This is a genomic window from Desulfobulbaceae bacterium (genome assembly GCA_015231515.1).
In the GTDB taxonomy this organism is placed as follows: domain Bacteria; phylum Desulfobacterota; class Desulfobulbia; order Desulfobulbales; family VMSU01; genus JADGBM01.
Genome location: JADGBM010000009.1, coordinates 27,000 through 51,053, shown reverse-complemented (window position 1 = coordinate 51,053; position 24,054 = coordinate 27,000). Strand labels below are relative to the sequence as shown.

20 protein-coding genes are annotated in these 24,054 nt (G+C 45.7%); 2 read left to right on the top strand and 18 right to left on the bottom strand.

What is annotated here, in order from left to right; genetic code table 11:
- Positions 1 to 44: 44 nt before the first annotated feature.
- Entirely contained in the window at positions 45 to 2,705 is a 2,661-nt protein-coding gene (locus tag HQK80_03035) for a valine--tRNA ligase (protein MBF0221197.1), read from the top strand.
- An 89-nt stretch (positions 2,706 to 2,794) separates the two neighbouring features.
- Positions 2,795 to 3,433 (top strand): hypothetical protein, encoded by a 639-nt coding sequence (locus HQK80_03030; protein MBF0221196.1) that lies wholly within the window; start codon positions 2,795 to 2,797, stop codon positions 3,431 to 3,433.
- Here HQK80_03030 and HQK80_03025 read toward each other — a convergent pair.
- The 18 genes from HQK80_03025 to HQK80_02940 form a co-directional block, all read right to left on the bottom strand.
- Positions 3,430 to 4,800, bottom strand: coding sequence for a DEAD/DEAH box helicase (locus HQK80_03025; protein ID MBF0221195.1), 1,371 nt, complete (start codon positions 4,798 to 4,800; stop codon positions 3,430 to 3,432). The genes HQK80_03030 and HQK80_03025 overlap by 4 nt on opposite strands.
- A 120-nt stretch (positions 4,801 to 4,920) precedes the next feature.
- Entirely contained in the window at positions 4,921 to 5,943 is a 1,023-nt protein-coding gene (locus HQK80_03020) for an alpha/beta fold hydrolase (GenBank protein ID MBF0221194.1), read from the bottom strand.
- 3 nt (positions 5,944 to 5,946) lie between these two features.
- Entirely contained in the window at positions 5,947 to 6,966 is a 1,020-nt protein-coding gene (locus HQK80_03015) for a glucokinase (protein MBF0221193.1), read from the bottom strand.
- Between the two features lie 156 nt (positions 6,967 to 7,122).
- The gene (locus HQK80_03010; GenBank protein MBF0221192.1) at positions 7,123 to 8,802 is read right to left on the bottom strand and encodes an AMP-binding protein; all 1,680 of its coding nucleotides are present in this window, start codon (positions 8,800 to 8,802) and stop codon (positions 7,123 to 7,125) included.
- 277 nt (positions 8,803 to 9,079) lie between these two features.
- Positions 9,080 to 9,955: an alpha/beta fold hydrolase gene (locus tag HQK80_03005; GenBank protein ID MBF0221191.1), complete on the bottom strand. Its 876-nt coding sequence runs from the start codon at positions 9,953 to 9,955 to the stop codon at positions 9,080 to 9,082.
- On the bottom strand, positions 9,949 to 10,977 hold the full coding sequence (locus tag HQK80_03000) for a 3-oxoacyl-ACP synthase III (GenBank protein ID MBF0221190.1): 1,029 nt from the start codon (positions 10,975 to 10,977) through the stop codon (positions 9,949 to 9,951). The genes HQK80_03005 and HQK80_03000 overlap by 7 nt, the downstream gene beginning before the upstream one ends.
- Positions 10,978 to 10,981: 4 nt before the next feature.
- Entirely contained in the window at positions 10,982 to 11,785 is an 804-nt protein-coding gene (locus HQK80_02995) for an SDR family oxidoreductase (protein ID MBF0221189.1), read from the bottom strand.
- A 489-nt stretch (positions 11,786 to 12,274) separates the two neighbouring features.
- On the bottom strand, positions 12,275 to 12,700 hold the full coding sequence (locus HQK80_02990) for a beta-hydroxyacyl-ACP dehydratase (protein ID MBF0221188.1): 426 nt from the start codon (positions 12,698 to 12,700) through the stop codon (positions 12,275 to 12,277).
- Complete coding sequence (fabG, locus tag HQK80_02985; GenBank protein MBF0221187.1) at positions 12,690 to 13,436, bottom strand: 3-oxoacyl-ACP reductase FabG; 747 nt, start codon at positions 13,434 to 13,436, stop codon at positions 12,690 to 12,692. Before fabG ends, HQK80_02990 begins: the two co-directional genes overlap by 11 nt.
- A gap of 89 nt (positions 13,437 to 13,525) precedes the next feature.
- A complete protein-coding gene (locus tag HQK80_02980; GenBank protein ID MBF0221186.1) occupies positions 13,526 to 14,932 on the bottom strand; it encodes an NAD(P)/FAD-dependent oxidoreductase in 1,407 nt (468 codons plus the stop codon).
- Positions 14,933 to 15,140: 208 nt separating this feature from the next.
- Entirely contained in the window at positions 15,141 to 16,544 is a 1,404-nt protein-coding gene (locus tag HQK80_02975) for an NAD(P)/FAD-dependent oxidoreductase (GenBank protein MBF0221185.1), read from the bottom strand.
- Between the two features lie 3 nt (positions 16,545 to 16,547).
- Entirely contained in the window at positions 16,548 to 16,802 is a 255-nt protein-coding gene (locus HQK80_02970; protein MBF0221184.1) for an acyl carrier protein, read from the bottom strand.
- A 71-nt stretch (positions 16,803 to 16,873) separates the two neighbouring features.
- Positions 16,874 to 18,118, bottom strand: coding sequence for a beta-ketoacyl-[acyl-carrier-protein] synthase family protein (locus HQK80_02965; GenBank protein ID MBF0221183.1), 1,245 nt, complete (start codon positions 18,116 to 18,118; stop codon positions 16,874 to 16,876).
- Positions 18,119 to 18,273: 155 nt separating this feature from the next.
- Complete coding sequence (locus HQK80_02960) at positions 18,274 to 18,918, bottom strand: YceH family protein (protein ID MBF0221182.1); 645 nt, start codon at positions 18,916 to 18,918, stop codon at positions 18,274 to 18,276.
- A gap of 216 nt (positions 18,919 to 19,134) precedes the next feature.
- Positions 19,135 to 20,901: a cation acetate symporter gene (locus HQK80_02955; protein ID MBF0221181.1), complete on the bottom strand. Its 1,767-nt coding sequence runs from the start codon at positions 20,899 to 20,901 to the stop codon at positions 19,135 to 19,137.
- Between the two features lie 14 nt (positions 20,902 to 20,915).
- Positions 20,916 to 21,167 carry a DUF4212 domain-containing protein gene (locus HQK80_02950; protein MBF0221180.1) on the bottom strand — a complete coding sequence of 84 codons (252 nt, stop codon included), beginning with the start codon at positions 21,165 to 21,167 and terminating at the stop codon, positions 20,916 to 20,918.
- A 184-nt stretch (positions 21,168 to 21,351) separates the two neighbouring features.
- Positions 21,352 to 22,077, bottom strand: a complete 726-nt coding sequence (locus tag HQK80_02945) for a 3'-5' exonuclease (protein ID MBF0221179.1) — start codon at positions 22,075 to 22,077, stop codon at positions 21,352 to 21,354.
- Between the two features lie 39 nt (positions 22,078 to 22,116).
- Positions 22,117 to 24,054, bottom strand: coding sequence for a cyclic nucleotide-binding/CBS domain-containing protein (locus HQK80_02940; protein MBF0221178.1), 1,938 nt, complete (start codon positions 24,052 to 24,054; stop codon positions 22,117 to 22,119).

Below are 24,054 nucleotides of genomic sequence, written 5' to 3'. Positions count from 1 at the left end.
TCTTTTAATAACTTCAATTAACCCTTAAATATATAGAATAGCCAATGACACTCAAAGAACCGCAACTCGATAAATCCTACGCCTTTGAAGATATAGAAAAACGTTGGTACAGCGAATGGCTCGAACAGAAGACCTTTCAAGCAAAAATGGATGATGGGGCTGAGTCATTTTCAATTGTTATTCCACCGCCAAACGTTACAGGCGTTCTTCATGTCGGCCACGCCTTAAACAATACCCTGCAAGATATCCTGGTTCGCTATCACCGCATGATGGGTAAAAACGTGCTCTGGGTTCCTGGTACAGATCATGCCGGTATCGCCACCCAGAATGTAGTGGAACGGCAGTTAACCACCGAAGGTATTGACCGTCATGAGCTGGGCCGGGATGCCTTTATTGAACGAGTCTGGAAATGGAAAGAAGAGTCTGGTGGTCAGATCATTAATCAGCTCAAGCGCCTTGGATGTTCCTGCGATTGGACCCGCGAACGGTTTACAATGGACGAAGGCCTGTCGGTTGCGGTCCGTAAAGTTTTTACAACCCTTTACAATGAGGGCCTGATCTATAAAGGGGATTACATCATAAACTGGTGTCCACGTTGCCACACAGCCTTATCCGACCTGGAAGTTGAACACCAGCCCACAGCAGGAAAACTCTACAGGATTCGCTACCCATACGCCTCCGGAGACGGCTATTTAGTTGTGGCAACGACTCGTCCTGAAACCATGCTTGGTGACACGGCCGTTGCAGTCCATCCTGATGACGAGCGATACAACTCTTTACCAGAACAAGCCGTTATTCTTCCTCTTGTCGACAAAAAAATACCTGTTGTTTTTGACACCCATGTCGAACGTGAATTTGGCACAGGTGCCTTAAAAGTAACCCCGGGACACGATTTAAATGACTTTGAAATTGGCCGCAGGCACGACCTGCCAATAGTTTCCATTATGGACAAAAGCGGCGTTATGAATGAAGCAGCTGGTCAATATCAAGGCCTTGATCGCTTCGAGTGCCGCAAAAAAATCGTCGTTGACCTCGATAAGCTGGGCCTCCTGGATGGTATTGATGAGTATGAGCATGGTGTTGGAGACTGCTATCGCTGCCATACTATTGTCGAACCCCAGCTTTCGAAACAGTGGTTTGTCTCAATAAAACCCCTTGCCGAAAAGGCCATCGCCGCTGTTAAAGATGGCCATATCCGCATTCATCCAAAATCATGGGAAAACACCTATTTTGACTGGATGTACAATATCCGTGACTGGTGTATTTCCCGGCAGATATGGTGGGGCCATCAAATCCCGGCCTGGACGTGTGCCGCCTGCGGAGAACTGATCGTCAGCAATACCGACCCAGATCAATGTGCATGCGGCAGTAACGATTTGGAGCGAGAAAGTGACGTCCTTGACACCTGGTTCAGCTCTGCCCTTTGGCCATTTTCCACCATGGGCTGGCCGGAAAAAACCAAGGAGCTGGACTGTTTTTATCCAACATCTGTTCTCATCACCAGTTTTGATATTTTGTTTTTCTGGGTCGCCAGAATGATCATGATGGGCACCCATTTCATGGCCGAAATTCCTTTTAAGGATGTCTACCTCCATGCCCTGGTTCGTGACGAACACGGTCAGAAAATGAGTAAGTCCAAAGGCAACGTTATGGATCCGTTACTGGTTATGGACAAATTCGGCACTGACGCCTTACGTTTTACCATGACCGCCTTCGCTGCCCAAGGACGCGACATACGAATCTCAGAAGACCGGATTGAAGGCTATCGTCACTTCATTAATAAAATCTGGAATGCCTCACGTTTTACCTTAATGCATATTGACGATAGTACTGTCCCAATCTCTAAAATCAATATCTCCCAACTATCATTGCCCAACAAATGGATTTTGAGCCGTGCCAATCTAACGATTGCCAAAGTCCATGACTCTTTGGCAAAATTTCAGTTTAATGATACCGCCTCACATATCTACCAGTTTATCTGGCATGAGTTCTGCGATTGGTATCTTGAATGGATTAAACCTGACCTTTTCAGCAACGACACTACCTTAAAAGAGAATACGCGCACCGTTCTGATGACCGTTCTTGAAACAATCATCAAACTGCTTCATCCAATCACCCCTTTTGTTACCGAAGAGATTTGGCACGCACTGCCCAATAAGCGCTCAACAGTAATGCTTGAGTCTTTTCCAACCGTTACGGCCGAATGGCACGATGAAAAAGTTGAAGCTGACATCGCCCTGCTGATGGTCATAATTGGTGGTGTTCGGAATATCCGCAGCGACATGCAGATCCATCCCTCAGCTCAGGTTACCGCCATAATTAACTGTCCTAATTCTGAGCAGAGTTCTACCATTTCAAAATTTGAGTCACACATCACAGCCATGGCCAAGATTGACAGTCTGACTGTTCGAGCATCCGGGGCCTGCCCGAAAGGAGCCGCATCATTTATTTTTGAAGATATAGAAATTTTTGTGCCGATGGAAGGGCTGATTGACACGGAAAAAGAGCTGGAAAAGCTGGCCAAAGAAAAAGAGAAGATTGTAGTTCAACTTACTCGTTGTGAAGGGAAGCTAACCAATGAAAAATTCATAAGCAACGCACCTGATGATGTTGTGGCTAAAGAGCGCGAAAAGGCGGAAGGATTCAAGGCTACAATCGCTAAAATTGACGAAAACACAAAAAGGTTGCAGGAGATGTCGAGTTAAAGCGGTTAGCACCTCTTTTTTTGTGGTTTTTTTTATATTGATTACGATATGATGAGAATAACAATCATAATCCCTACCAAGGAGTCATAATGAAGAACGTATTGTTTATTCTCATCGTCTTCGGTGCCTGTAGTTTCCACTCCCAACTCCTGGCCGCTGAATTTGGGACTGACCATCTATTTTTTGAACACTGGCGTCATTATGACAGTCAAGGCATTGCCTGCGAAGCCTGTCATCTTGGACCTGACAACGGTGTCTACTCTCAACCGAATCATAAAACCTGTGAAGGCTGCCATCCACGCGGCAAAAAAAATGATTACGATACCGGTCAAGGTGCTAACTGCGGCAAATGCCATCCTAAAGACACCTCGAACAGCAGCAAACTACTGAGCAAGGTCAATCGTTCGAAACGATCGTTTTATCACTCCGACCAGACACACTCCCTGTGCAACATCTGCCATGGCCCCATGCTCAATGATGCAGTCCCCCTGGGGCAACTTTTACTCTCCCAGGAGATGCGTGACATTGTTCGTCGTAAAGCCCATCGATTTCATTTCGTTGATGACTGTAAAGCCTGTCATAATGACAACCGGACCCAGAAGACAAAACCCGAAAATCATGATAATGACTGGCTCAGTAAAGGTCACGCCCAGGTAGCACCAGAGTTCAGGTGCCGAATTTGCCACACTCAAAGTTCCTGTAAAGACTGTCACGAAGACACCTATTAACAGTCATACAAAAAATAGGTTTTACTACGTTCGTTGGCCGAATTGCGTAAGATACTGACGTTTTCATCGACATAATCATAGACCAGGGCTTTCTTGTCTGTAGCAGGGCGCAGTATTCGGCCGACAACCTGCTTTAATCTCCCTGAAAACTTAATTGGTGTTGCTAAAAAAAGCGTGGAGAGTTGCGGTGCGTCAAAACCCTCACCAATCAGTTGCAGGGTTGAGATAAGTACTTTTACCGAACTCTTTTTAATCTCCTCCACGACTTTTGCCCTTCTCTCCACCGGATCTTTACCGGTAAGCACACTTACAGACACACCCTGAGCCGATATCAACTCAGCTAATCGTTGGCAGTGTGCCACTCTGTCAGACACCACAAGTAAAACGCCATCAGTTTTTCGGGCGCTTAAAACAACATCTTGGGCGATCAGCCGGTTGCGCTGTTCATCGGCAGCCAAGGCCTTCAGCATTGCCGAGTAATCATCACGGTACTGATAGGCAAATTCTGTGGGGCGCAACCGTATTTCAGGCTTTAAGACGGCACCGCTCTCATGCAAAAATGCCGCATCAACTTTATGCACCCGAGCCCCCATATAGAAATAGATCAACCTGGTCAGTATATCCTCTCGCCGATAGGCCGTAGCCGACAACCCCAAAGAGTATTTAGCGTCAAAGGATGTCACCACATCAGTAAACAGCGAAGCCGGAACCCGGTGGCACTCATCAACTAATAGATGCCCGAACTGCCGGGGAAGATCGTCGATATGTTTTTTAGCCGAATTGACAATAGCGACGGTAACTGGCCTAATCTCAGCCTTGCCATCACCGATCAAACCAGCTTCAACACCTAAAAACTCACTAACCCGCTCGGCCCACTGGTACAACAGCTCTTTAGTGTGGACCAGCACTATTGCCGGCTGTGCTCTTAAGGCTATCACCTTTAAGGCCACAACAGTTTTGCCGGAGCCTGTTCCTGCCTCAAGAACACCAAAATCGCGGGTTACAATATCCCTGACCGCCTGCTCCTGATACTCGCGCAAGACACCGCTGAACTGAAAGTCACAGCTCGAAAGCAGGCGCCTCTCATCAACAATCTCCGGTTTAACGCCTAAAATTTCAATGCATTTAATAACCGCCTCTTTGGCAAAGCCCCGAGGCATAATAAATCCAGCCTTGCGTTCTTTAAAAAAGTAGAGTTTTTGCGGGAATTTTTTCCCTACCCAGCGGCCATACTTTTTGGCCGCTTGAAATTTAGGGTTCGCGATGGTTAAAACACTGCGGAGTTCCTTCTTTAAATGCTCAGGGGCGTTTTTCAGTATGCACTGAGAGCCCACCGTGAGGCTTAGAGCGTCAGGTTGAACAAGCATAGTTGCACGGGATTTATTGGCCCACTAATGAATAATCTTAAAAATGTAAGGGAAATGTCAAACAATTTACAGCTACTTATAGCATAGCACTTCAGCACCCACTGGAGGCAAGCAAAAAAATTACATCAACCCATGAACAAACTCAACAATAAGAGCTTGTACCTGATCCCGGATAGCATCCGTCTCCATCAAAAGTTCATGCTTGGCGCCATCAATACTCTGCAGACGGCAATATCCGGCAAGTCGGTCACAGACCTCTTTTTGAGAATCAAATCCTACCACTTTATCTTCAGTACCGCTTAAAATAAGGATCGGTGGAGATTCCAAGGTTCCAGGGTTTGAGTTGCGGATCGAATCCATCGCCAAAAAAGATTGCTCAAGCCAGCCAAAGGTTACGCTGCCTAAGGCAACCTCCGGGAAACTGGCGACAAGTTTTTTGTTCAAGGCAAACCTTTTGCTACTATGTGTGACATCGTTTTCAGCAAATTTTTTATCAGCATCATACGGACCACCCCCGAAAACGTAGCTTTCCGTTGAACCGATTACCCCCATGCTTTTAACAAGAATGCGTGCAACTATGTGCGGGACAGGTGCGGTATTGATTGAAAACATTGGTGCACACAACACCAGTCCTTTGAGTCGGTTTGGTTTTTCGCGGGCATAGAGATAAGAGACCGTGCCGCCCATGGAGTGCGAGACAATAAAAACAGGGGACTCAGTTTGTGAAAACACCTTTGTCTCAAGAAAAATGCTCAGATCATCGACATAGTTATGAAACCTGTCAACGTATCCCTTCTGAGGGTCAGCCAGGAGTCTTTCGGAACTGCCTTGACCCCGATGATCATAGATATAAAAGGAAAATCCGGCGTCTTTTAAGTCGTAGAAAAATTCTGCGTACTTGGTGAGATGTTCTGTGCGCCCGGAGACCAGAACAATAACAGCCTTTTCCTGCTCAGCAGTTTGGGCGGCATATCGTAATTTTTTTTGGCCAGTTCCCTCAAACCAGCCAAAATCGAAGGTGCCGGCAAAATACGGATAAACCGTTTCAGCAAATTCACGCGCCAGGATCTCTTCAGGAACTGCCTTGGCAACAACCGGAAAGAGCAAAAGACACGCCCATATCAGCAAGACCTGAACCTTCACCGTTCACACACCTTTTATATTCACTTTCCCCATTGCAAAGGATGCAGCGCCATAAAGTGCAGTTTTTGTGTTGCAAACCACGTGAACCGGCACAGTTGAAAGTATCCGCCCCATTGTTTGATGGCGACTGAAAACCGGCATAAAACTCTTCTGCAAATAAGGCAGTATTTTAGGCGGGATGCCGCCACCTATATAGACCCCACCTCGTGCCAGCATTTTAAGTACCATATTTGCCGCTTCAGCTGCCAGCATTTCAACAAAGATTTCCACCGTACGAACACAAAGCGGGCAGCGCTGCTGCACTTCTTCCCGGACAGAATTCTCGGTAATAACAGCTGCCGGATGCCTGGCCATTGACAAGGCAGTCTCAATCTCCGGATTAGCTGAATAGGTGGACTGCTCCCGAAGGAAGTTATAAATCTTCACAAACCCATCACCACAGCAGAGTGTATCATACGTAATAGTTTGCTGATCTTTTTGGTAAAATTGCAATAAACCGATCTGTTCCTGGTTGGCTGGCGCAAAAAGACAATGGCCACCCTCCGAGTCAAAGACCTGCTTGCCCTGCACACTATCAATAAAAAAAACCTCCCCCAGGCCTGTACCGGGAGAGAGCATGGCCTTGGGCGAATTCAGGTTGACACACGAGTCGTTTAGCGAAACCAGACCAGCAGGTTCGATGCAGTCAAGACCGTAGGCATTAGCAACCAAGTCATTTAGCAAAAACACAGCAGAAATGTTCAAATGATTTTTGATTGCGTCAGCTTCAATTGACCATGGCAATTTAGTGATTTGTGCCTTCTGGTCTACCACAGGACCAGCCACACCAAAAGCGGCTGAGGCAATAGATCGGTCAACTCCGAGCAGAAAGTCGTCAAGCATCGGACTCAAACCGTCATACTCGCCACTTGGATAGGTGCTCTCCTTTAGAGGGGAAGAAAATTCTCCTTTACCTGGATACAAGGCAAGTATTGTTTTAGAAGCCCCTATATCACCAGCCAGAATTATTGCGTTTTTACCCATAACCGCGTCACTCCCGATATCCAATTTACTATCTCAATACTCATCGACTCCTCGCCTGATTAGCGCTACACTTTAGATCTTTTTTTAAGCATCGAGACATGTGAGCATTTAACAACCTTTACAAAATCCCCCTGAGTCCCCCTGTCAAAGGGGGATTCAGGGGGATTTTTTTTCTTGTACGTTGGCAAAAACTTGCCCAGCAGCCCAGACAGCCAGCTTCTCACGAAATATTTTGGCATTATGTCGTATATCGACCGGAAACGAGTCATGACAGAGAAAATGCTTTATCCTGGCCGTGTGTTCATATCTAGCCGCCATAACGGCAAGCTCTTCAAAAAGTTTCTGCTGATTAATTTTTTCAGCCAACTCAACAATAATAACAGGCAGCTCTTTTCCAGCTGATCCAACACCAACAAGAGCAGATCGTAACACAGCCGGGTGTTGGTTAAAAATCGCCTCACAGCAGATCGTATACAAAATACCGTGTTCACTTATCACTCGGTGGGCCTTGCGTCCACAAAACCAAAGATACCCGGATTCATCAAAATAGCCAACATCTCCAATCCGATGCCAGAACCCGTCCGTTTCGATGATTTTAGAATGCCTGTTTTCCTCGTCATTATTGTCGTAGGCCCGGGTAACCACCTCACCCTGAACAACAATCTCTCCTACTTCATAAGGCCGCAACTCCAGACCTTTCACGCACTCAACCGGCCCCTCGACTGCTGCAATCACTTTAACGGAAACGCCAGGCAGCTGTTTACCGACACAGGTTCCCTTACCCTCACGGCTCAAAGGCCAGGTTTTACCAACAACCTCACTGCCCGAGATAGAAACTATGGGAAGCGATTCGGTGGCACCATAGGGAATATGTACCTCAGCGCCCTCCGGCAGTATTGACAGAACACGTTCTATTAACTCTCCGGAAACCGGGGCACCGGCCATTAATACTTTTTTTAGCGAATGCAAACGGATCTGATTTTTCAAACAGTACCGACTGATAACGTTCCAGATAGCGGGCGATCCAAACGAATAGGTAACCTGATGGTTACTAATCGTACTGATAAAACGGGCAGGGTTCACCTGAGCTGGTCGAGTTGGATCCATGTTTGGAATGACAACTTGGGCGCCAAGGGCAATTGAAAAAAGGGCAAAGAGAGGAAAGGCCGGCTGATCGATCTCTCCCGCCCGAATCCCATAAAAGTTGTGAATCTGGTCAAGCTGAGCCAGAAATATTCGGTGTTGATACTGAACACCCTTTGGAGGTCCGGTGCTGCCCGTTGTAAAAATAATTGCCGCCAGATCGTCGGCGGCGGTTTCTGCCTGACAGAGCTCTGGTATCGGAGCTTTTGATATGCCAGGAAGTTCCTTTCCTAAAATCCCCCAGGCAGTGCCGACGCAGATATTTATTGCAACTGTCTTAAATGGTTTTGGAAACAGGCGCTTGAAAATATGTGCCTTAGGGATGCCCACAAAGGCCCGAGGTTTGACAGCCCCGACACAGTTAATGAGATTTTTATAGCCCATGCCAGGGTCAATCAGAATTACCACAGCACCAATGGCAAACAGAGCAAAGGCCAGACAGATAAACTCCATGGAGGGCGTAACCATCAAGACGACTCGGTCACCCTTTTTTATGCCTTGAGTTGACAAAAATCGGCTGTAGAATTTTGTGTTGTGCGCAATCTCCGAGAATGTCCATTGGCTGTTTTTGTGAATCAGAGCAACAGCATCAGGTTGTAGAGAGGATATGGACAGGAGAGAGAAAGAGATATTAGAACCTTTCTGGGCAAGAGCTTTGTTTTCCGATCTATTTTCACCCACAATAGTTGCCAAGGTATATTTGCCTCAATAAGGTATTATTCCCGCAGTCGTTTGGACTTAACGCCTTGCTGGCGGGCTTTAGATTCTTACTACAGAAATGACAAATCTAACAATTTTAAGACTTCACAAAATCCCCGATAACTAAATATATAAAAACACTAATTGCACCACGAAGGTCACGAAGAGCACGAAGGAAAAGCTTGTTTCTGTTCATCTTCGAGACCTCAGTGTCCTTCGTGTTAAGAATTAATTTACTTTTTGGTAACTATTTAGCGTTATGCGAATGGGATCATTCGTTAATACAGTTGCTGGAGAAAAAAGCATCAATTAACGAACAGGCTTCCTCCAGTGCATCTTCAAGCACATAATGCCCGGCCTCAGGGAAATAATGGTATTCGGCTTTAGGAAACCGCTTACGCCACTGGTCGTAGAACAGATCGTTAAAACAAAAATCCTTACCGCCCCAGATGAGCAGCATCGGGGTCTCTTTAAAAAGTGGCAGCTTTTTCTCAATATCAGTGAGTGTTGGCCAGGATTGATGTTCTGGGCCCATCGGGATATCCATGACAAAACGATGAACAGCGACACGGTTGTGCCAGGAGTCGTAAGGATACAGATAGCCACTGGCAACCTCATCCGACAAGGGTTTTTTAACAGCCATCTCCACAGCTAAACCAGCAAACAGGTTCAGACCACGCACCAGCAACTCACCGACGACAGGCAGTCGGCAAACACCAATACGCATTGGCATACGGGACAGAGGAAAGGCCGCCGTATTTAACACAACCAAGGATTTAATTGCCGACGGATGCCTTGAAGCATAGCCAAAACCGATGGCACCACCCCAATCATGAACAACCAGAGAAACCTCATCTAAGCCAAGATGCTCAATAAGCTCTGTCAGAGCGTTTATATGATTTTCAAGGGTGTAGGCGTAGTCCTGCGGTTTATCTGACAAACCACAACCAATATGATCCGGCACAATCACCCGAAATCTGTCTTTAAGTCTGGTTACCAGGTTCCGGTAGTAATAAGACCAGGTGGGGTTACCATGCACCATGACGAGTGCTGGTCCCTTACCCTCATCAAGATAAGACATGGTCTGTCCATTGACTCTGAGCGTTTCAGGTGTGAACCCATAGGGCAAGGTCGTCATGTTTACCATTCAATTCCCAGCATAAGACAATTTATACCACTGCCAATTCCCAAAACGGCAGCTTTATCTCCCGGCTGCAACTCACCACTTTCCGCACCCATAGCCAGCGTTATTGGGGCCGAAACCGACCCAACATTCCCAAGAAACTGCAGAGTCTCGAAATTTTTAACGGGATCAATGCTCAGTGTTTCCAACAACAGTCTTGCGTGGGCACTGCCAACCTGATGACAAAAAAAACGGCTGATCTGCCCGGACGACCAGTTCAGCTCAGCAAGAAAATCCTGCCAGACCAGGGCTGCAGTTTCAACACCACGCTTAAGAAGCTCTTCTGAATCAGTTGCCATCAAGGTAGCACTGGTGTTATCACCACCTCTGCACAAATCATTATGACTGGTATTGGCCCGACATGCGCCACCAAGTAACCGATGTCTTGAATCTGAAGGATCACCTGTAAGCACTAAGGCAACAGCTCCTGAACCTATGGTGAATGATGCGAAGGAGGGTTTAATAGATTTCCGGGTCAGCGACTCATCCTGAAGCAGTGCCTTGATGGTTGAATAAACCAGCTCTTCAGCGGTTTCCCCGGCCACAATAAGGCCATGTCTGACCTGACCAAGTTCAATCATATTTGCCAGAACTATCATACCGTTTAGAAAGCCCAGACAGGCATTTGACAGGTCAAAAATCTGGCATTTATCTGTAAGGCCCAACGAGTGGTGAACAAAGGCCGCGGTAGCCGGTTCCATCATATCTCGACACACAGAAGTAAAAATCAAACAGTCTATATCTTCAGGGGATAAACCAGAACTATCAATGGCCTTCTTGCCGGCAAGTGCGGCGCCCTGACTGGGCAGCATCCCCTTGTCCCAAAACCTGCGCTCTTTAATTCCACTCATCAACTCAAGACGCCCTTTGGGCAGTTTTAAGCGTTTATAAACCGGCGAAAGCTCCTCTTCAAGTGCTTCAGAGGTAACAATATTGGGCGGCAGTTCATAGCCGAAACTTTGTAGGAATACTTTAGAATAGTGCATGATTTCAGGATCTGTTCACGCTGGAGACAATTGCAGCATCGAAAAAGTTAAGTGACATTCCGGCATCGACAACAATAGTTTGAGCGGTGATCCCTGACGAACGAGTCGAAAGGAGAAAAGCGGCCAGGTTAGCAGCTTCCATTGTTGTAACCCCTTTCTTGCGGGGAATAACCTGCTCGGCATAGAGGTAACTATCAACATAGCCAGGGATACCGGCTGAAGCTGATGTTTTTAAGAGTCCCGGACAGACTGCATTAAACCTCACGTTAGAAAAGTCTGAAAAACTTTTAGCCAGAAAACATAAGGATGAATCCAGGGCGGCTTTAATTGGCGCCATATAGCCATAATTCTCGGCCGCCATCCTGGTGGAAGAGATAGAGATAGTCACCACCGAGGCATCATCGGCCAGCAGCGTCTTAAAATGATTGCATATGGAGAGTAGAGAAAAACAGGATATAGTAACGGCCTGCAGGAAGTCGGCCTTCAGGGTCTCGTGGAAGGGCTTTATCCCCTCAGAGTAATTGGCAAAGGCAATAGAGTGAACAATGCCATGAATATCGCCGGAGATAGAGGCTGCAATCTCGTCACGAACACGAATTATATTTTTTTCTTCCTCAACATCACACACAAAGACAGGAGATTGCGGGAATAATTTACGTGCTGTCTCCTGACGTTCGGCACTGCGGACCACATGGATGACCTCAGCGCCTTCATCAATTAGAATCCTGGCAATGGCGCAGGCCACCGACTTTTTATTGGCAAGTCCAAAAACAACGAATCGCTTCTCTGCAATACCAAGGAAACTCATACTGTCAAATCTATCCACAAATGTTTAACTATTTACCAAAAAGAGCAAAACCAGTTATCTACTGATTTGCCCACAAATTTTGAACTTAGGAGCCGTCAAAAAACAACATGGCTACTTTGGATGTATACCTTACGGCTCCTTATGCCATCTGTCTCACTGAAACGGCCAGGTTATTTTCTGACAATGGCTTAGCACACTGCGTGCGAGCTTTTGTTTCACCGCAAAGACGCAGATAGCACCCTCAACGACAGGGCATAAACTCCGACTTCGGAGGTCGCAGAGAACAACTAAAAAAAGCTGTTGTCAGTGTGTTTCCGTGTGATTCTGTGGCAAAAAATGTTTTTAAACGTCATTGCAACTCCCGATAGCAAAGATCAACTAAAGAATCTCTGCGTACTCCGAAGTCTGCGCTATCTGTGTCTTGAGCGAAGCGAGCGGTTTATTTCAATTAGCCTAAAATGGAAATTCCTATGCTAGGAAACTCAAAAGCTACGTAATGGTACAACCAAAATCAAGTGACACCGCGACTTTATCTTCAACCAGCACCTTACCCTTGAGCAACCAGGCTGCACCGATAACCTCTTTGAGATGCGCAACAAGACGAACGGTATCGCCGGGTTTAATCGATCGTTTAAATCGAGCACCGTAAATCCGAGTCAAGACCGGGACACCTTCAACGGACGTACCTTCTCTCTGCAAGATATCGGCAATCAACACTGCCCCTGCCTGAATAATTGCCTCACATAAAATTACACCAGGGGTAATTGGATGATGCGGATAATGGCCAGCATACATATCAAGATCCGGTGCAAAATATTTTTCAGCGACTATTGTTTGACTATCAATTGAGATAATTCTGTCAACCCATAAAAATGGTGGTCTATGGGGTATTCTCTCATAAATCTCAGATTCCACCGTTGATCTCCAGAACAGAACCGGTAATATAAGCGGAGTTTTTACCTGCTAAAAACAAGACCGCGTCAGCAACTTCTCTTGGTCTGCCAAATCTTTTCAGGGGAACCATTTTTTGATACTGCTTAATCTGCTCATCATTAAGATTGGCAATCAGATCCGTCTCGATAAACCCGGGTGAAATACAGTTGACCGTGATTTTTCTCTTAGCGGTTTCCTTTGACAGTGAACGCATCATGCCTATCTGCCCTGCCTTTGAGGCTGAGTAATTTGCCTGTCCGGCAAATCCTAGATAGGACATTGGTGATGTCACAAAAATTATTCGACCGTACTTTTTTTTCATCATCAGCATCACAGCATGTTTTGCCATGGAATACGAGCCGGTAAGGTTGACATCAATCACCCGCTGCCAATCTTCATAGGGCATCATGGCAAGCACAGAATCCCGTCTAATTCCGGCATTGCTGATTAAAATATCGATGCTCTCATACTGATCTTCAATTTTTTGATAGAGCTGTGTCACCTGCGCATAATCGGAAACATCGCACTGGAACAGCTGTAATCGATCGCCAACGTCCAGATCTTTAGCGACCATGCCGGCGGCAACAGTATCGCTGCCATAGACACCGACAACAGTCGCCCCCGCCTCAAGAAGCGCCTGGGTAACGGCCAAACCAATACCCTTGGTTGCCCCGGTTACAACTGCAATCTGTCCAGAAAAATCCATATTTATCTGCATATCAACCAAGAAATTTAGTTTTTGAATTAGCGCACTATGTGCGGAGTTTTAGTTCTTTTTTTAAACAGCAACTCATAAAATCCCTGAATCTAACTGCGCACATAGGCATCAACATCATTGGAAACAATCACGCCATAATTGATGGCACCTAACCAACCAGACATTATTATACCAACCGAACCCACATGAAATAAGCCCGGCACAAACTTGAAAATCGACCTGGAGATATCGAGCCCCTCAAACTTAGTTCCAAAGGACGATCCGCCCTTATGCAGAGTGTATCGCTTAAAGGTCTTCGGTGTCGCGCCTTCAACCCAATCACATTTATCTCTGATACCCGGCAGAAATTTATCTAAGGCGTCAAGCGCCTTTTGCTCCATTCGTTTCTTGGCTTGGGCGTATTCAACGTCTCCAAGAGATGCCCAATCATCGTAGCGGGCATTCATCGAAGCAACAATAGTATATCGATCATGCCCCGGTCGTGTTTTAGGATAATACAATGAAAATGTTCTGCTTTTAGTGTTCATGTCCAGCATTTCATTGGAGTCAAACTCTTCAGATCCAGAGGTGAAAATCAAATCGCCTATATCGTCGATCCGTTCACCTTTTTTAACCCCCATATAGACCTGACAGCTGGAGTTGTTGATCTGTACCGCATCAGAATCTTTTATAAAATCAGCTGGAAAAGCGTCTTTGCCTGCCAGATCATAGACTGTATTAATAATACCGCTGTTTGAGACAACCGCCTTTGCTGCTATCACTTTTCCGGCAACTTCAACGCCGCGAACTTTTCCCTTTTCGATGACAACCTTGTCGGCTCGAGCTCGCGTACAGAATGTCACACCATTTTTTTCAGCCTCATCGACCATCATACCAATAAGTTTGTCGGTTCCGCCTTCAAAGGTAAAAACCCCCTTGTTCATGAAATTAGAAAAAACGATGCCATAGGTTATGGCAGGATCATCAAGGGTTGAGCCATTGGCATAGGTTATCGGTTCCATGAGCAAACGATGAACATCACTGCGCCCGGGGAAAAACTCCTCAAACAGTTCCCTGGTGGTCATGGTTCTGTCATCGAAAAAATTCATACCGGCTACAGTTGTAAAAAAGCGCTCAATAACCGCACGATCAATCCTAAACTCGTTTTCGAGAAGGGTTGAGAAGTGCTGACGATCAAAGGTCGTTTCTATGGAGAATTGCGGGTTCACAAAACGAATGTTCTTAAGCTGAACAATGGAATCCATAATGGCACGATTCCAATATTTGCGGCATGTTTTCACCATACCGTAAGGAAATCCATGCAGAGATATATCGAAGATGTGGCCTTTACGCTTAAACCAGGTTGCCAAACCACCAATATGGTGATGATGTTCAAGTAACAACACTGTGTGCCCGGCTTTGGCAAGACGATTTGCAGAAGTAAGACCACCAAGGCCGGAACCAATAACAATTACATCATACGAATCATTTATAGCATCAATAGAGTTGTAAACCATGGAATCCCTGTATTTTAAGTCAAAATTTGATACAGCTCTGTACCATAAATAGATCATGATTTAAAGGGCTATAATGCAGAACTCGACTGCCAAAAGAGCAAGGTGGCCTGAAGAACTGGTGGGTTAGCTAAGGGAGGGTAAGGGGTAAGGGTAAAGGGTAAAGGGTAAAGGGTGAAGGGGGAAGGGGGAAGGGTGGAAGGGTGAAGGGTTAAAGCAAGATATGATTATTTACCATTGTTACGCCGCTGAGCATTGCCCCGACAATTCCTAGAAAACCCTGGTCAGTGCCGGCAATGAAGAGATTATCACAAGGTGTCAAGCCATCTTTAACCCTAACAGGACTGCCGTAAACTGCCCCAGCTGCTTTTGAGGTGTAGCGCTCTATCGTCAGTGGTGTAAAGGTGTCTTCAAACGCTATACTATCATCAAAGACCCCGATAATTTTCTGAACCGCTCCAAGAGACTGCACTTGAAATCTCTTCTTAAGGCTATCATAGGCCGGTGACCGATTCCCGCCCCTTACGGCACCACCATCAGCCTGGAGCCACAGATCGAAGTTAGCCATATTGGTCACCCGAATCTGACTCATCTCCTCTGAGGCCACACCATGAAAATTATCTGGAAAATTAATCACTCCTGAGGTCGTATCAACTGCGGTCTGTGGTCTTCTGTAGGTAAACTTTGATCCGGTTGAAAAGAAGATAGAGGTCGAATCATTTTTAATCGTCTTCATACGCGCTTTAGGCACAAGGTAAATCGACTCGACAAAACTTAACCTACCGACATACTCTTCATTTTCATTTTGCTCAGGACTCAAAAGCTTATTGGTTCCAGGCAAACCGATGGTAGAGATGACATTACTGCATGAAATCTTCTCACCGTTAGTGGTTTGAACAGCGACAATCGTATTGCCTTCCAGGCAAAGCCGATCGACACTGGTCTGATAACGGATCTCACCACCGAAAGATTTGTACTGGTCTAAAAGAACAGCAAGAAAATCTTTAATTGTTCCGAAGGGACGGAAGAAACCCTCAAAAAAAATCGCTTGAAACATAATAACAAACTGGGAAAAATCCATGTCGGACTCTTCGCTATTGCCGTAGAACATTAATGGGCAAAATATCATTTCAATAAGATCTTGATCATCAATCAACTCGTTCAAACATTTTCGAGCCGAAAGCCAAGGTCCGTTTTGAAAAGGGTCATAGCCCTTAACCAGTTCGGCAAGTTTATTAAAACCATCCACAGCCTTCGGGAAAACCCGCTGCACATCATCAAGTAACTCGCTAAAATCATTTGAAAACCGCAAAACTCTCTGCGGAAAATTAATTTCAGAGCCGAACTGCGGATAAGCGGTAAAATTTTTTCTGGAAAGCTTTAATTGACGGAGCAGGATATTTAAAGGCGCACGCTTCTGGTCTGGGCGTGCAAAATTGGTCATAGCGTGCAGACCTGTTTCAAAGAGCCTGCCATGACGGTAATAATATGAATTTAACCCACCGGGGCGCGAATGCCGTTCGAGAATAAGGGTAGGTTGCCCAAAACGGGCGTGACGAATGGCAGCAGCAATACCCGACATGCCGCCGCCAATGATAACAAGGGGATGAGACACGGACTATCTCACTGTGGTAAGCTTAGGCTCCAGATAATTAACGCAGGAAGTTAAGGTTGCCAGTTCAGGGTACTCTTCTTCTGGAATTTGGAGTTTATAACGCTTTCTAAGCTCCATAACTATGTCGAGAAAATCCATTGAATCAAGATCAAGCTGATCCCTTAAGGGTTCATCCGGGTTTAACCCCTTAATGTCAGCATCCTCATCAATATCCTGAATTATTTCAATGATTACATCACTAATATCATCACGTGTCATTCAATTTCCTCACTTAGAAAATTATGATCTAAGTTTTAAGTTCGCAGTTTTAGTACCTTAATGATTAGGGATCAGGAGTGTTTCCTGACAATTAACACAGAATTAATTCCTACCATTCCGAAAGAGTTATTCAAAATGATGTTTACAGTATCGAGCCTAACAGGTTCATTTATAACAAGATTCGGCAAATAACATTCGGGATCAATTTCATCAACATTTATGGTTGGATGCACCATATTATCTTCGAAGGCCAACAGATTACCGGCAAGTTCCAACCCACCAGCCGCCCCCATGGCATGACCAATCACACTCTTAGTATTATTAAAAAAGGTTGAGTCACATCCTTTAAACACTTCGCGAAGGGCCTTGCACTCTTCAATGTCACCCTGTTTTGTCCCTGTTGCATGCGTATTGACAATGTCGACACTCGAGGCAACGATACCAGCACGTTTTAAGGCCAGATTAATACACTCAGCCTGACGGGGCCCATAAGGCAGGACAAAGTCTCGGGCATCAGAATTCATCGCCCAGCCGATGATCTCACCATAAATCTTGGCACCGCGTTTTTGGGCGCGGTCAAGTGTTTCAAGGCAATATAGAGCAGCGCCCTCTGAAATAACAATACCATTACGATCGCGATCAAATGGTCGACTTGCCCGCACTGGATCGTCATGATAGGCCAAAGCGCCTTGAGCCTTAAAGCTGGCAAAAATCCCGAATGAACCGACACATTCGGAAATACCACCACATAAGGCCAGATCAACTTCACCAAGACGCAACATCTGAGCGCCTTGAATGAGAGCGGCGTTCCCAGCAGCACAGGCAGCGCCAACTGAATAATGCGGCCCGGTAATTCCCAGGCTCATGGTGATCTCCCCCGCCGGATTGTTCAAAACCGTTCTGGGGTTATGATGATGCGTCCAATAGTCTACGTTATAGTCAAATTGGCTGATATTATAGACTTCATTTTCAGTCTCAACAGTGCCATGCTCAGTAAGGCCTACATAGACCCCTGTTCGATCTTTAGCGTATTCGCTAAAATCTATGCCTGCACAGGCCAGGGCCTCGTGAGCTGCATAGACCCCAAGACATCCAGCCCGGGTGCCGCGTTTATTATCTTTTTTCTTACGATATTTAGTCTCAGGAAACGTACAAACACCCGCAAGAACTTTACCGACGTAACGAAGGTCAATCTGCGCTATTTCAGCATGCCCGGCGAGAAGATTCTCACGAAACTGCGTAAGGTTAGAGGCATTTGGAGCTGCTAAGCCGACACCAGTTATAACAATTCGCTGGCTAGGAGAAAATTCATCCATTTGATATATAAAGAGCTATTATCGCGATAAGATTAGGTTTATTAAACATACTCTGCAAAAAGATCAAGAAATATACTAGAAAATCACAAAACTGTCGACATGATTATTGAACCACGAGCCAGAAACATCCAACTGATAAGCCACAGTACTCTTTGCTACTCGAACTGGCTCTTAAACTGTTCAAAATCACTTTTCAGCTGCGATATCTCTTCACGCAACCGTTCAATCTCGCCAACCAGCGCCTCAACTTTTTCATTTTCAACTTTGACCTCCAGACGGGCAGGTTCTGGAGATGGACTATACGCTTCTGCCTCAGGCTCCCCCATAAGCAGATGCATATAGCGAGGCTCTTTTCTACCAGGCAACCTGGGCAGCTTAACTACCCAATCCCCTTCGATAAGGTCGGCCAGGGTCTGCTCGACCTCTTCAACAGACTCGAAGCTATAGGCACGTTCTGTCCGTGTACGAAGTTCACCAACTGTCTGAGGGCCACGCAGTAGCATAACCATCAGAAGCGAGGATTCACGAGCGACAAAATTATTAGCGTGAACAAAAATTTCTGAATATTTAGGCACCCGGCCGGATTCGCCCTGAACAACAAGCCGTTTCGACTTCAAAGAGTCCAAAGCCCGCACCACAGTAGTCTCCTCGAGACTCATTACCGGGTTGCGGCTGGACTTTTGATTACAGGCTGTTGTTAATGAAACTAGAGATAATGGATAATAATCAGGAGTTGTCATACTTTTTTCAATAAGACAGCCGAGAACCCGAGCCTCAATATCATTGAGCATAATATCCATAATTCCCTCAAATATACAAATCGTTAATAATTGGTGCGAAACCTACTAAATGCCAAAAGCAGCATACTGGTACTGAGGAATTAGAAATTATCAGCAATTAATTGTCAATTGATAAATATGTAATCAACTAGAGAATGGCCAAAACCTGAAAAAGGAAAAGGCGTGCTGCATGGGCAGCACGCCTTTTAGACTAGAAACTACAATGATGATGTTAGATCAATGTCCTGTTGCGGAACCAGCCCCACGAGGAACACGAACATCTTCAACCATCGCCTTAATGTGCTCTGGTGGATCAGCAGTAAACTGAGAAACCGTCAAGGCAACAGCAAAGTTTAACAACGCACCTACTGCGCCAAAGGATCCAGGTGAAATTCCAAAAACCCAGTTAGCAGCATTATCAGGAAGCATTGCGGTGCTCTGGATGAACAGGAACCCCTTATACCAGAAGATATAAAGAAGCGTTGAGCCTAAGCCCGCAAGCATACCACAAATTGCACCAGTATTGTTAACTCGGCGCGAAAAGATACCGAGCATCAAGGCTGGGAAGATTGAAGAGGCTGCCAGACCAAAGGCCAAGGCTACAACCTGTGCCGCAAAGCCCGGAGGATTGAGACCAAGATAGCCTGCAACCATGATGGCCCCGGCCATAGCGAATCGGCTATAGAGCAACTCCTGCTTTTCGCTGATATCCGGCATCATGATACCTTTCAAGAGGTCATGAGAGACCGCCGAAGAAATAGCCAGAAGCAGACCAGCAGCTGTAGAAAGGGCCGCTGCAATACCTCCAGCCGCAACAAGGGCGATTACCCAGTTCGGCAGGCCGGCGATTTCAGGGTTAGCAAGAACCATGATATCATTATCGACCTTAACCATTTCGTTGCCAGCCCAGCCAAAAGCTTTCTCTTTATCAGCCAAACCAGGGCCATAGTACTGGATCTTGCCATCGTTGTTTTTATCTTCAAACTTCAAGAGACCGGTCGTCTCCCAGTTCTTGAACCAGGTTGGTCGCTCATCATACGTGAGATTACCATTCGGAGATCCAATTTCGCCAGTCTGAATTGTATTCATAAGATTCAATCGAGCCATGGCACCAACAGCTGGAGCGGTTGTATAAAGAATGGCAATAAAAACAAGTGCCCAACCAGCCGAGAATCGGGCATCCTTAACCTTGGGAACTGTAAAGAATCGAGTAATAACATGTGGCAGACCAGCAGTACCTATCATCAGAGACATGGTAAGCAGGAACATGTCGAGGGTCGAGCCTTTCTGCGTCGTATACGCCGAGAACCCGAGATCAAGACATATTTGATCGAGCTTGTCGAGGAGATAGACACCATCAGTCATTGTGCTGCCAAGGCCAAGCTGTGGAATCGGGTTGCCGGTCAACTGCAAGGAGATGAAAACAGCTGGTACGGTGTAGGCAAAAATCAGAACGCAGTACTGAGCGATCTGAGTATAGGTAATACCTTTCATACCGCCAAGTACGGCATAGATAAAAACAATCACCATACCGGCAATAAGACCGTGGGCGAAATCAACCTCGAGAAAACGGGAAAATGCAACGCCAATTCCCTTCATCTGGCCAATAACGTAAGTAATGGAAGCAGTAATCAAACAAATAATAGCCACTAGACGGGCTCCATTTGAGTAAAAACGATCACCAATAAACTCTGGCACTGTGAATTTACCGTATTTACGAAGATAGGGCGCAAGAAGCATGGCCAGGAGTACATAACCGCCAGTCCAACCCATCAGGTAAACAGAGGCATCATACCCTCTGAAGGCAATAAGACCGGCCATGGAAATAAAGGAGGCCGCGCTCATCCAGTCAGCGCCAGTTGCCATACCATTCAAGATAGGATGAACACCCTTACCAGCAACATAAAACTCAGCAGTACTTGAGGCACGGGCTTTGATTGCGATGTAAATATAAAGCGCAAACGTCGAACCAACTACAAGAAATGTCAATGTTCTAAGATCCATACTTATAACTCCTCCTAGTCTTCTTCGACGTCGAATTCTTTATCAAGAGAATTCATCTTATTTGCATAAAAGAATATCAGAGCTACAAAGATATAGATGGATCCCTGCTGGGCGAACCAAAACCCTAACTTATAGCCTCCTAACCGAATACCATTCAAAGCATCGGCTAATAAGATACCAAAGCCAAATGAAACGACAAACCAGACTATTAAACATCCGATGATTAGCCGGAGGTTTCGTCGCCAGTACTCCTCACCATTACTCATAATATTCTCCCCTTTTTAATTAATATTTATGCCACAGCGTAACACTCCCAATGTGCTACGCTGTGGCACTGCTTTTTTTATGATTTCAGATTATATAGCAAGTGGTTCTACCTATGTCAAGCCTATTTAGATAACCTTTCCAGCAAACCAGTAGTTCTACCTACTGGCCGGATTGATGGGCTTTTCAAAGGATAATCTTCCATTGCCGCCCGGTGTGCAAAAAATCATGCATTGTTCTCGGGCCATATTGCTTGATCTTTTTTACCAGATACAAAAACAGATAGGCCGTCTGCAATGAATCCTGCAGGGCATTATGCTGCTCGAAAGTCGGCAGCCCGTACTCCTTCCCCAAAGAAGTAAGGCTGTAGGCAGTCCGGATATTGTAATGATCAAAGTAGTGGCCATGCTCAAACTCTTTATAGGCCATAGCCAGTCGCATCGTGTCAAGATAGGGGGTTTTAATCACGCCACCGAGCAGCTTTTTGCTGGCCCGGTTCAAAAATGCCAAATCGAGCCTGACATAATGCCCGACCAGATAGGAGTCACCACAAAATTCAAGAAATTGCGGCAAAATATCTTCAAGCGACTTCGCCTGAGTCAACTGACCTGGTGTAATTCTATGAACCAGCGTCGATTGACTGTGCAGTTTTTCCTCGGGTTTTATAAGTGCATAAAAGTTTTCACCACATTGCAGGCGAAAATCACGTATTCGTATCGCCCCAATGGCTATTATCTCATCTTTTTTCTCGTTAAGCCCTGTCAGTTCGGTATCAATAACCACAAAATCACATTTACCAATTGGCTGCAAATGTCGCTGATTCTTAAAAAAATTATTATTATGATCGATCAGTGGATGCGCTGGGACTGTTTTATTTAGAAACAGCGACTGTAGCGATTCAAGTAAGGACATTCCAACAACCTAGAATTAATGGTAAATATGAACTATGGCTTACAGATCAGTAATCTGAAATTCGAGCCGCACAACATCTTGTATTCTGGTTATCACGCTAAAAACCTCTTTTAATGTTTGGCGCTCCAGATCGGAAAGATCTTCAGGGTTAATATAATTATTTGGTTCAGCCCCCTTTTCCAGAACATTTAACTGATGAACAAGGCGCAAATGCATCAAAAACTCATAGGCCTCGATACACTCGCCACACAAGCCGGGAGATAGATACTCGCCGTTAAGCGCCATAAGCCTGTCCAGGGTATTGACTTCATTAACCCCGTGCTTCAAGGCCATTAATCGTGCAAAATCAACAATAAAGACAATGGCTTTGCTTTTTAAATCAAAGGTGTTCTTGTGATCCCCATTTTTTTCAACAATGAAATTCTTAAAAAACGTTAGGGGCGGCCTTGAGGCAAGGCAGTTTCGGGCCAGGTATAACAAGAAGATTCCTTCCCGTTTTATTATCCTGTTTAAACTTTCTCGCAGCTTCTCGGCCAGAGAGGCCTCTCCGTAACCGGATCGAAAGTCAAAGAAGATTGTTGAGTTAAGCACCTCCTGAGGGTTTGGAGTTCCACACCACTTAAAAAAATAGTTTTCCCAGACCGGAAAAGGCTGCCGCCACTTCGGGTTCGAAGCCATTATATCTCCGGGACAGAGCGGATACCCACACTGCACCAGATGATTGATCGCCCGTTCGGCAAACTCTTTAAAATAGAGCTCAGCTTTTTGGGCAATCGCAGGGTCACTGGACTGCTCGTAAATAATTCCATTGTCCTGGTCGGTTTTAAAGGTCTGCTCACGGCGACCTTCACTACCGACAAGCAGCCAGGAGAAAGGAACCGGTGCCGGGCCTAAATCTTCCTGAAGAAGGGTAAGCAGTTTTGTTAAAATATGATCATTTAAAACTGTAATCATGCGGGTGATATTGTTGGCCTTTGCCCCCTCTTCAATCAATGAGCGGATAACAAAAGGTACCTTTTTCGACAAGGCATAGAGTCCCTCGATATGCCGTTGCGACACAATTTCCCGAAAGAGGTATAAGGGTGAAGTTCCCTGATGCACCATAATATCATGGGTGGTTATCATCCGGATAATTTCACCGCCCTTTTCAATCGCCAGGTGATGGACCCGCTCTTTCATCATTTTCAGCAGGGCATCAAAACCTACTGAGAGGTTGGAAATCGTCTGCACAGGAGAAGACATTATTGTTTCTGCCTTGGAGGTGTAGGCTAATCCCTGGGCCACAACCTTTGAACGGATATCCTTATCGGTTATGATACCGACAATTTTACCGCTTTGATCTGTAAGCAAGAGAGAACCGATATAGTTGTCACTCATCAGACGCGCAACTTCCTGCACTGTTGCTGTTGATGGCGCGCTAAAAAGTTTACCTTTGGCAATGTCCTCAACTGGCGCACTGAACAGGTGAAGAGCACCTTCGGCCTGGGGAGCCGCCTTCTTCTGTCGAAGCTCAGCGTAAACACCTTTCACCAGTTTTTCGGACATGGTTCTCAGAAAATACTGGGCAATCCCCTTATGCTCGTCAAGAACCTTTTGAAAATCATCCTTACCGATAAGAAAACAAAATGTATCCTCAATGGTTTCAACATTCAGATTAGCCGTTGTTCCCTGGATGATCGGCAGCGCCCCAAAGCATTCACCCTCACCACGAAAATCCACCAGAGTGGCACTGCCCTCATCTGCTCCATCAAGGCTCAGATAGCTTTTCACCCCACCCTTTTCTATTATGTGCAAATAATCAACCTTCGTAACATTCTGCTGAAATATGCGGGTCCCTTTTGGAAAAAAATCAACCAGGCATTTTTTAGCAAGCCTGTTGAGTTCTTTGGGATCAAGAAGAGAAAAAGGCAGCGAGTCGGCCAGAAAACCGACTACATTTTCAATCGGCACAAAATTTTGTTCATTTTCTACTGGCAT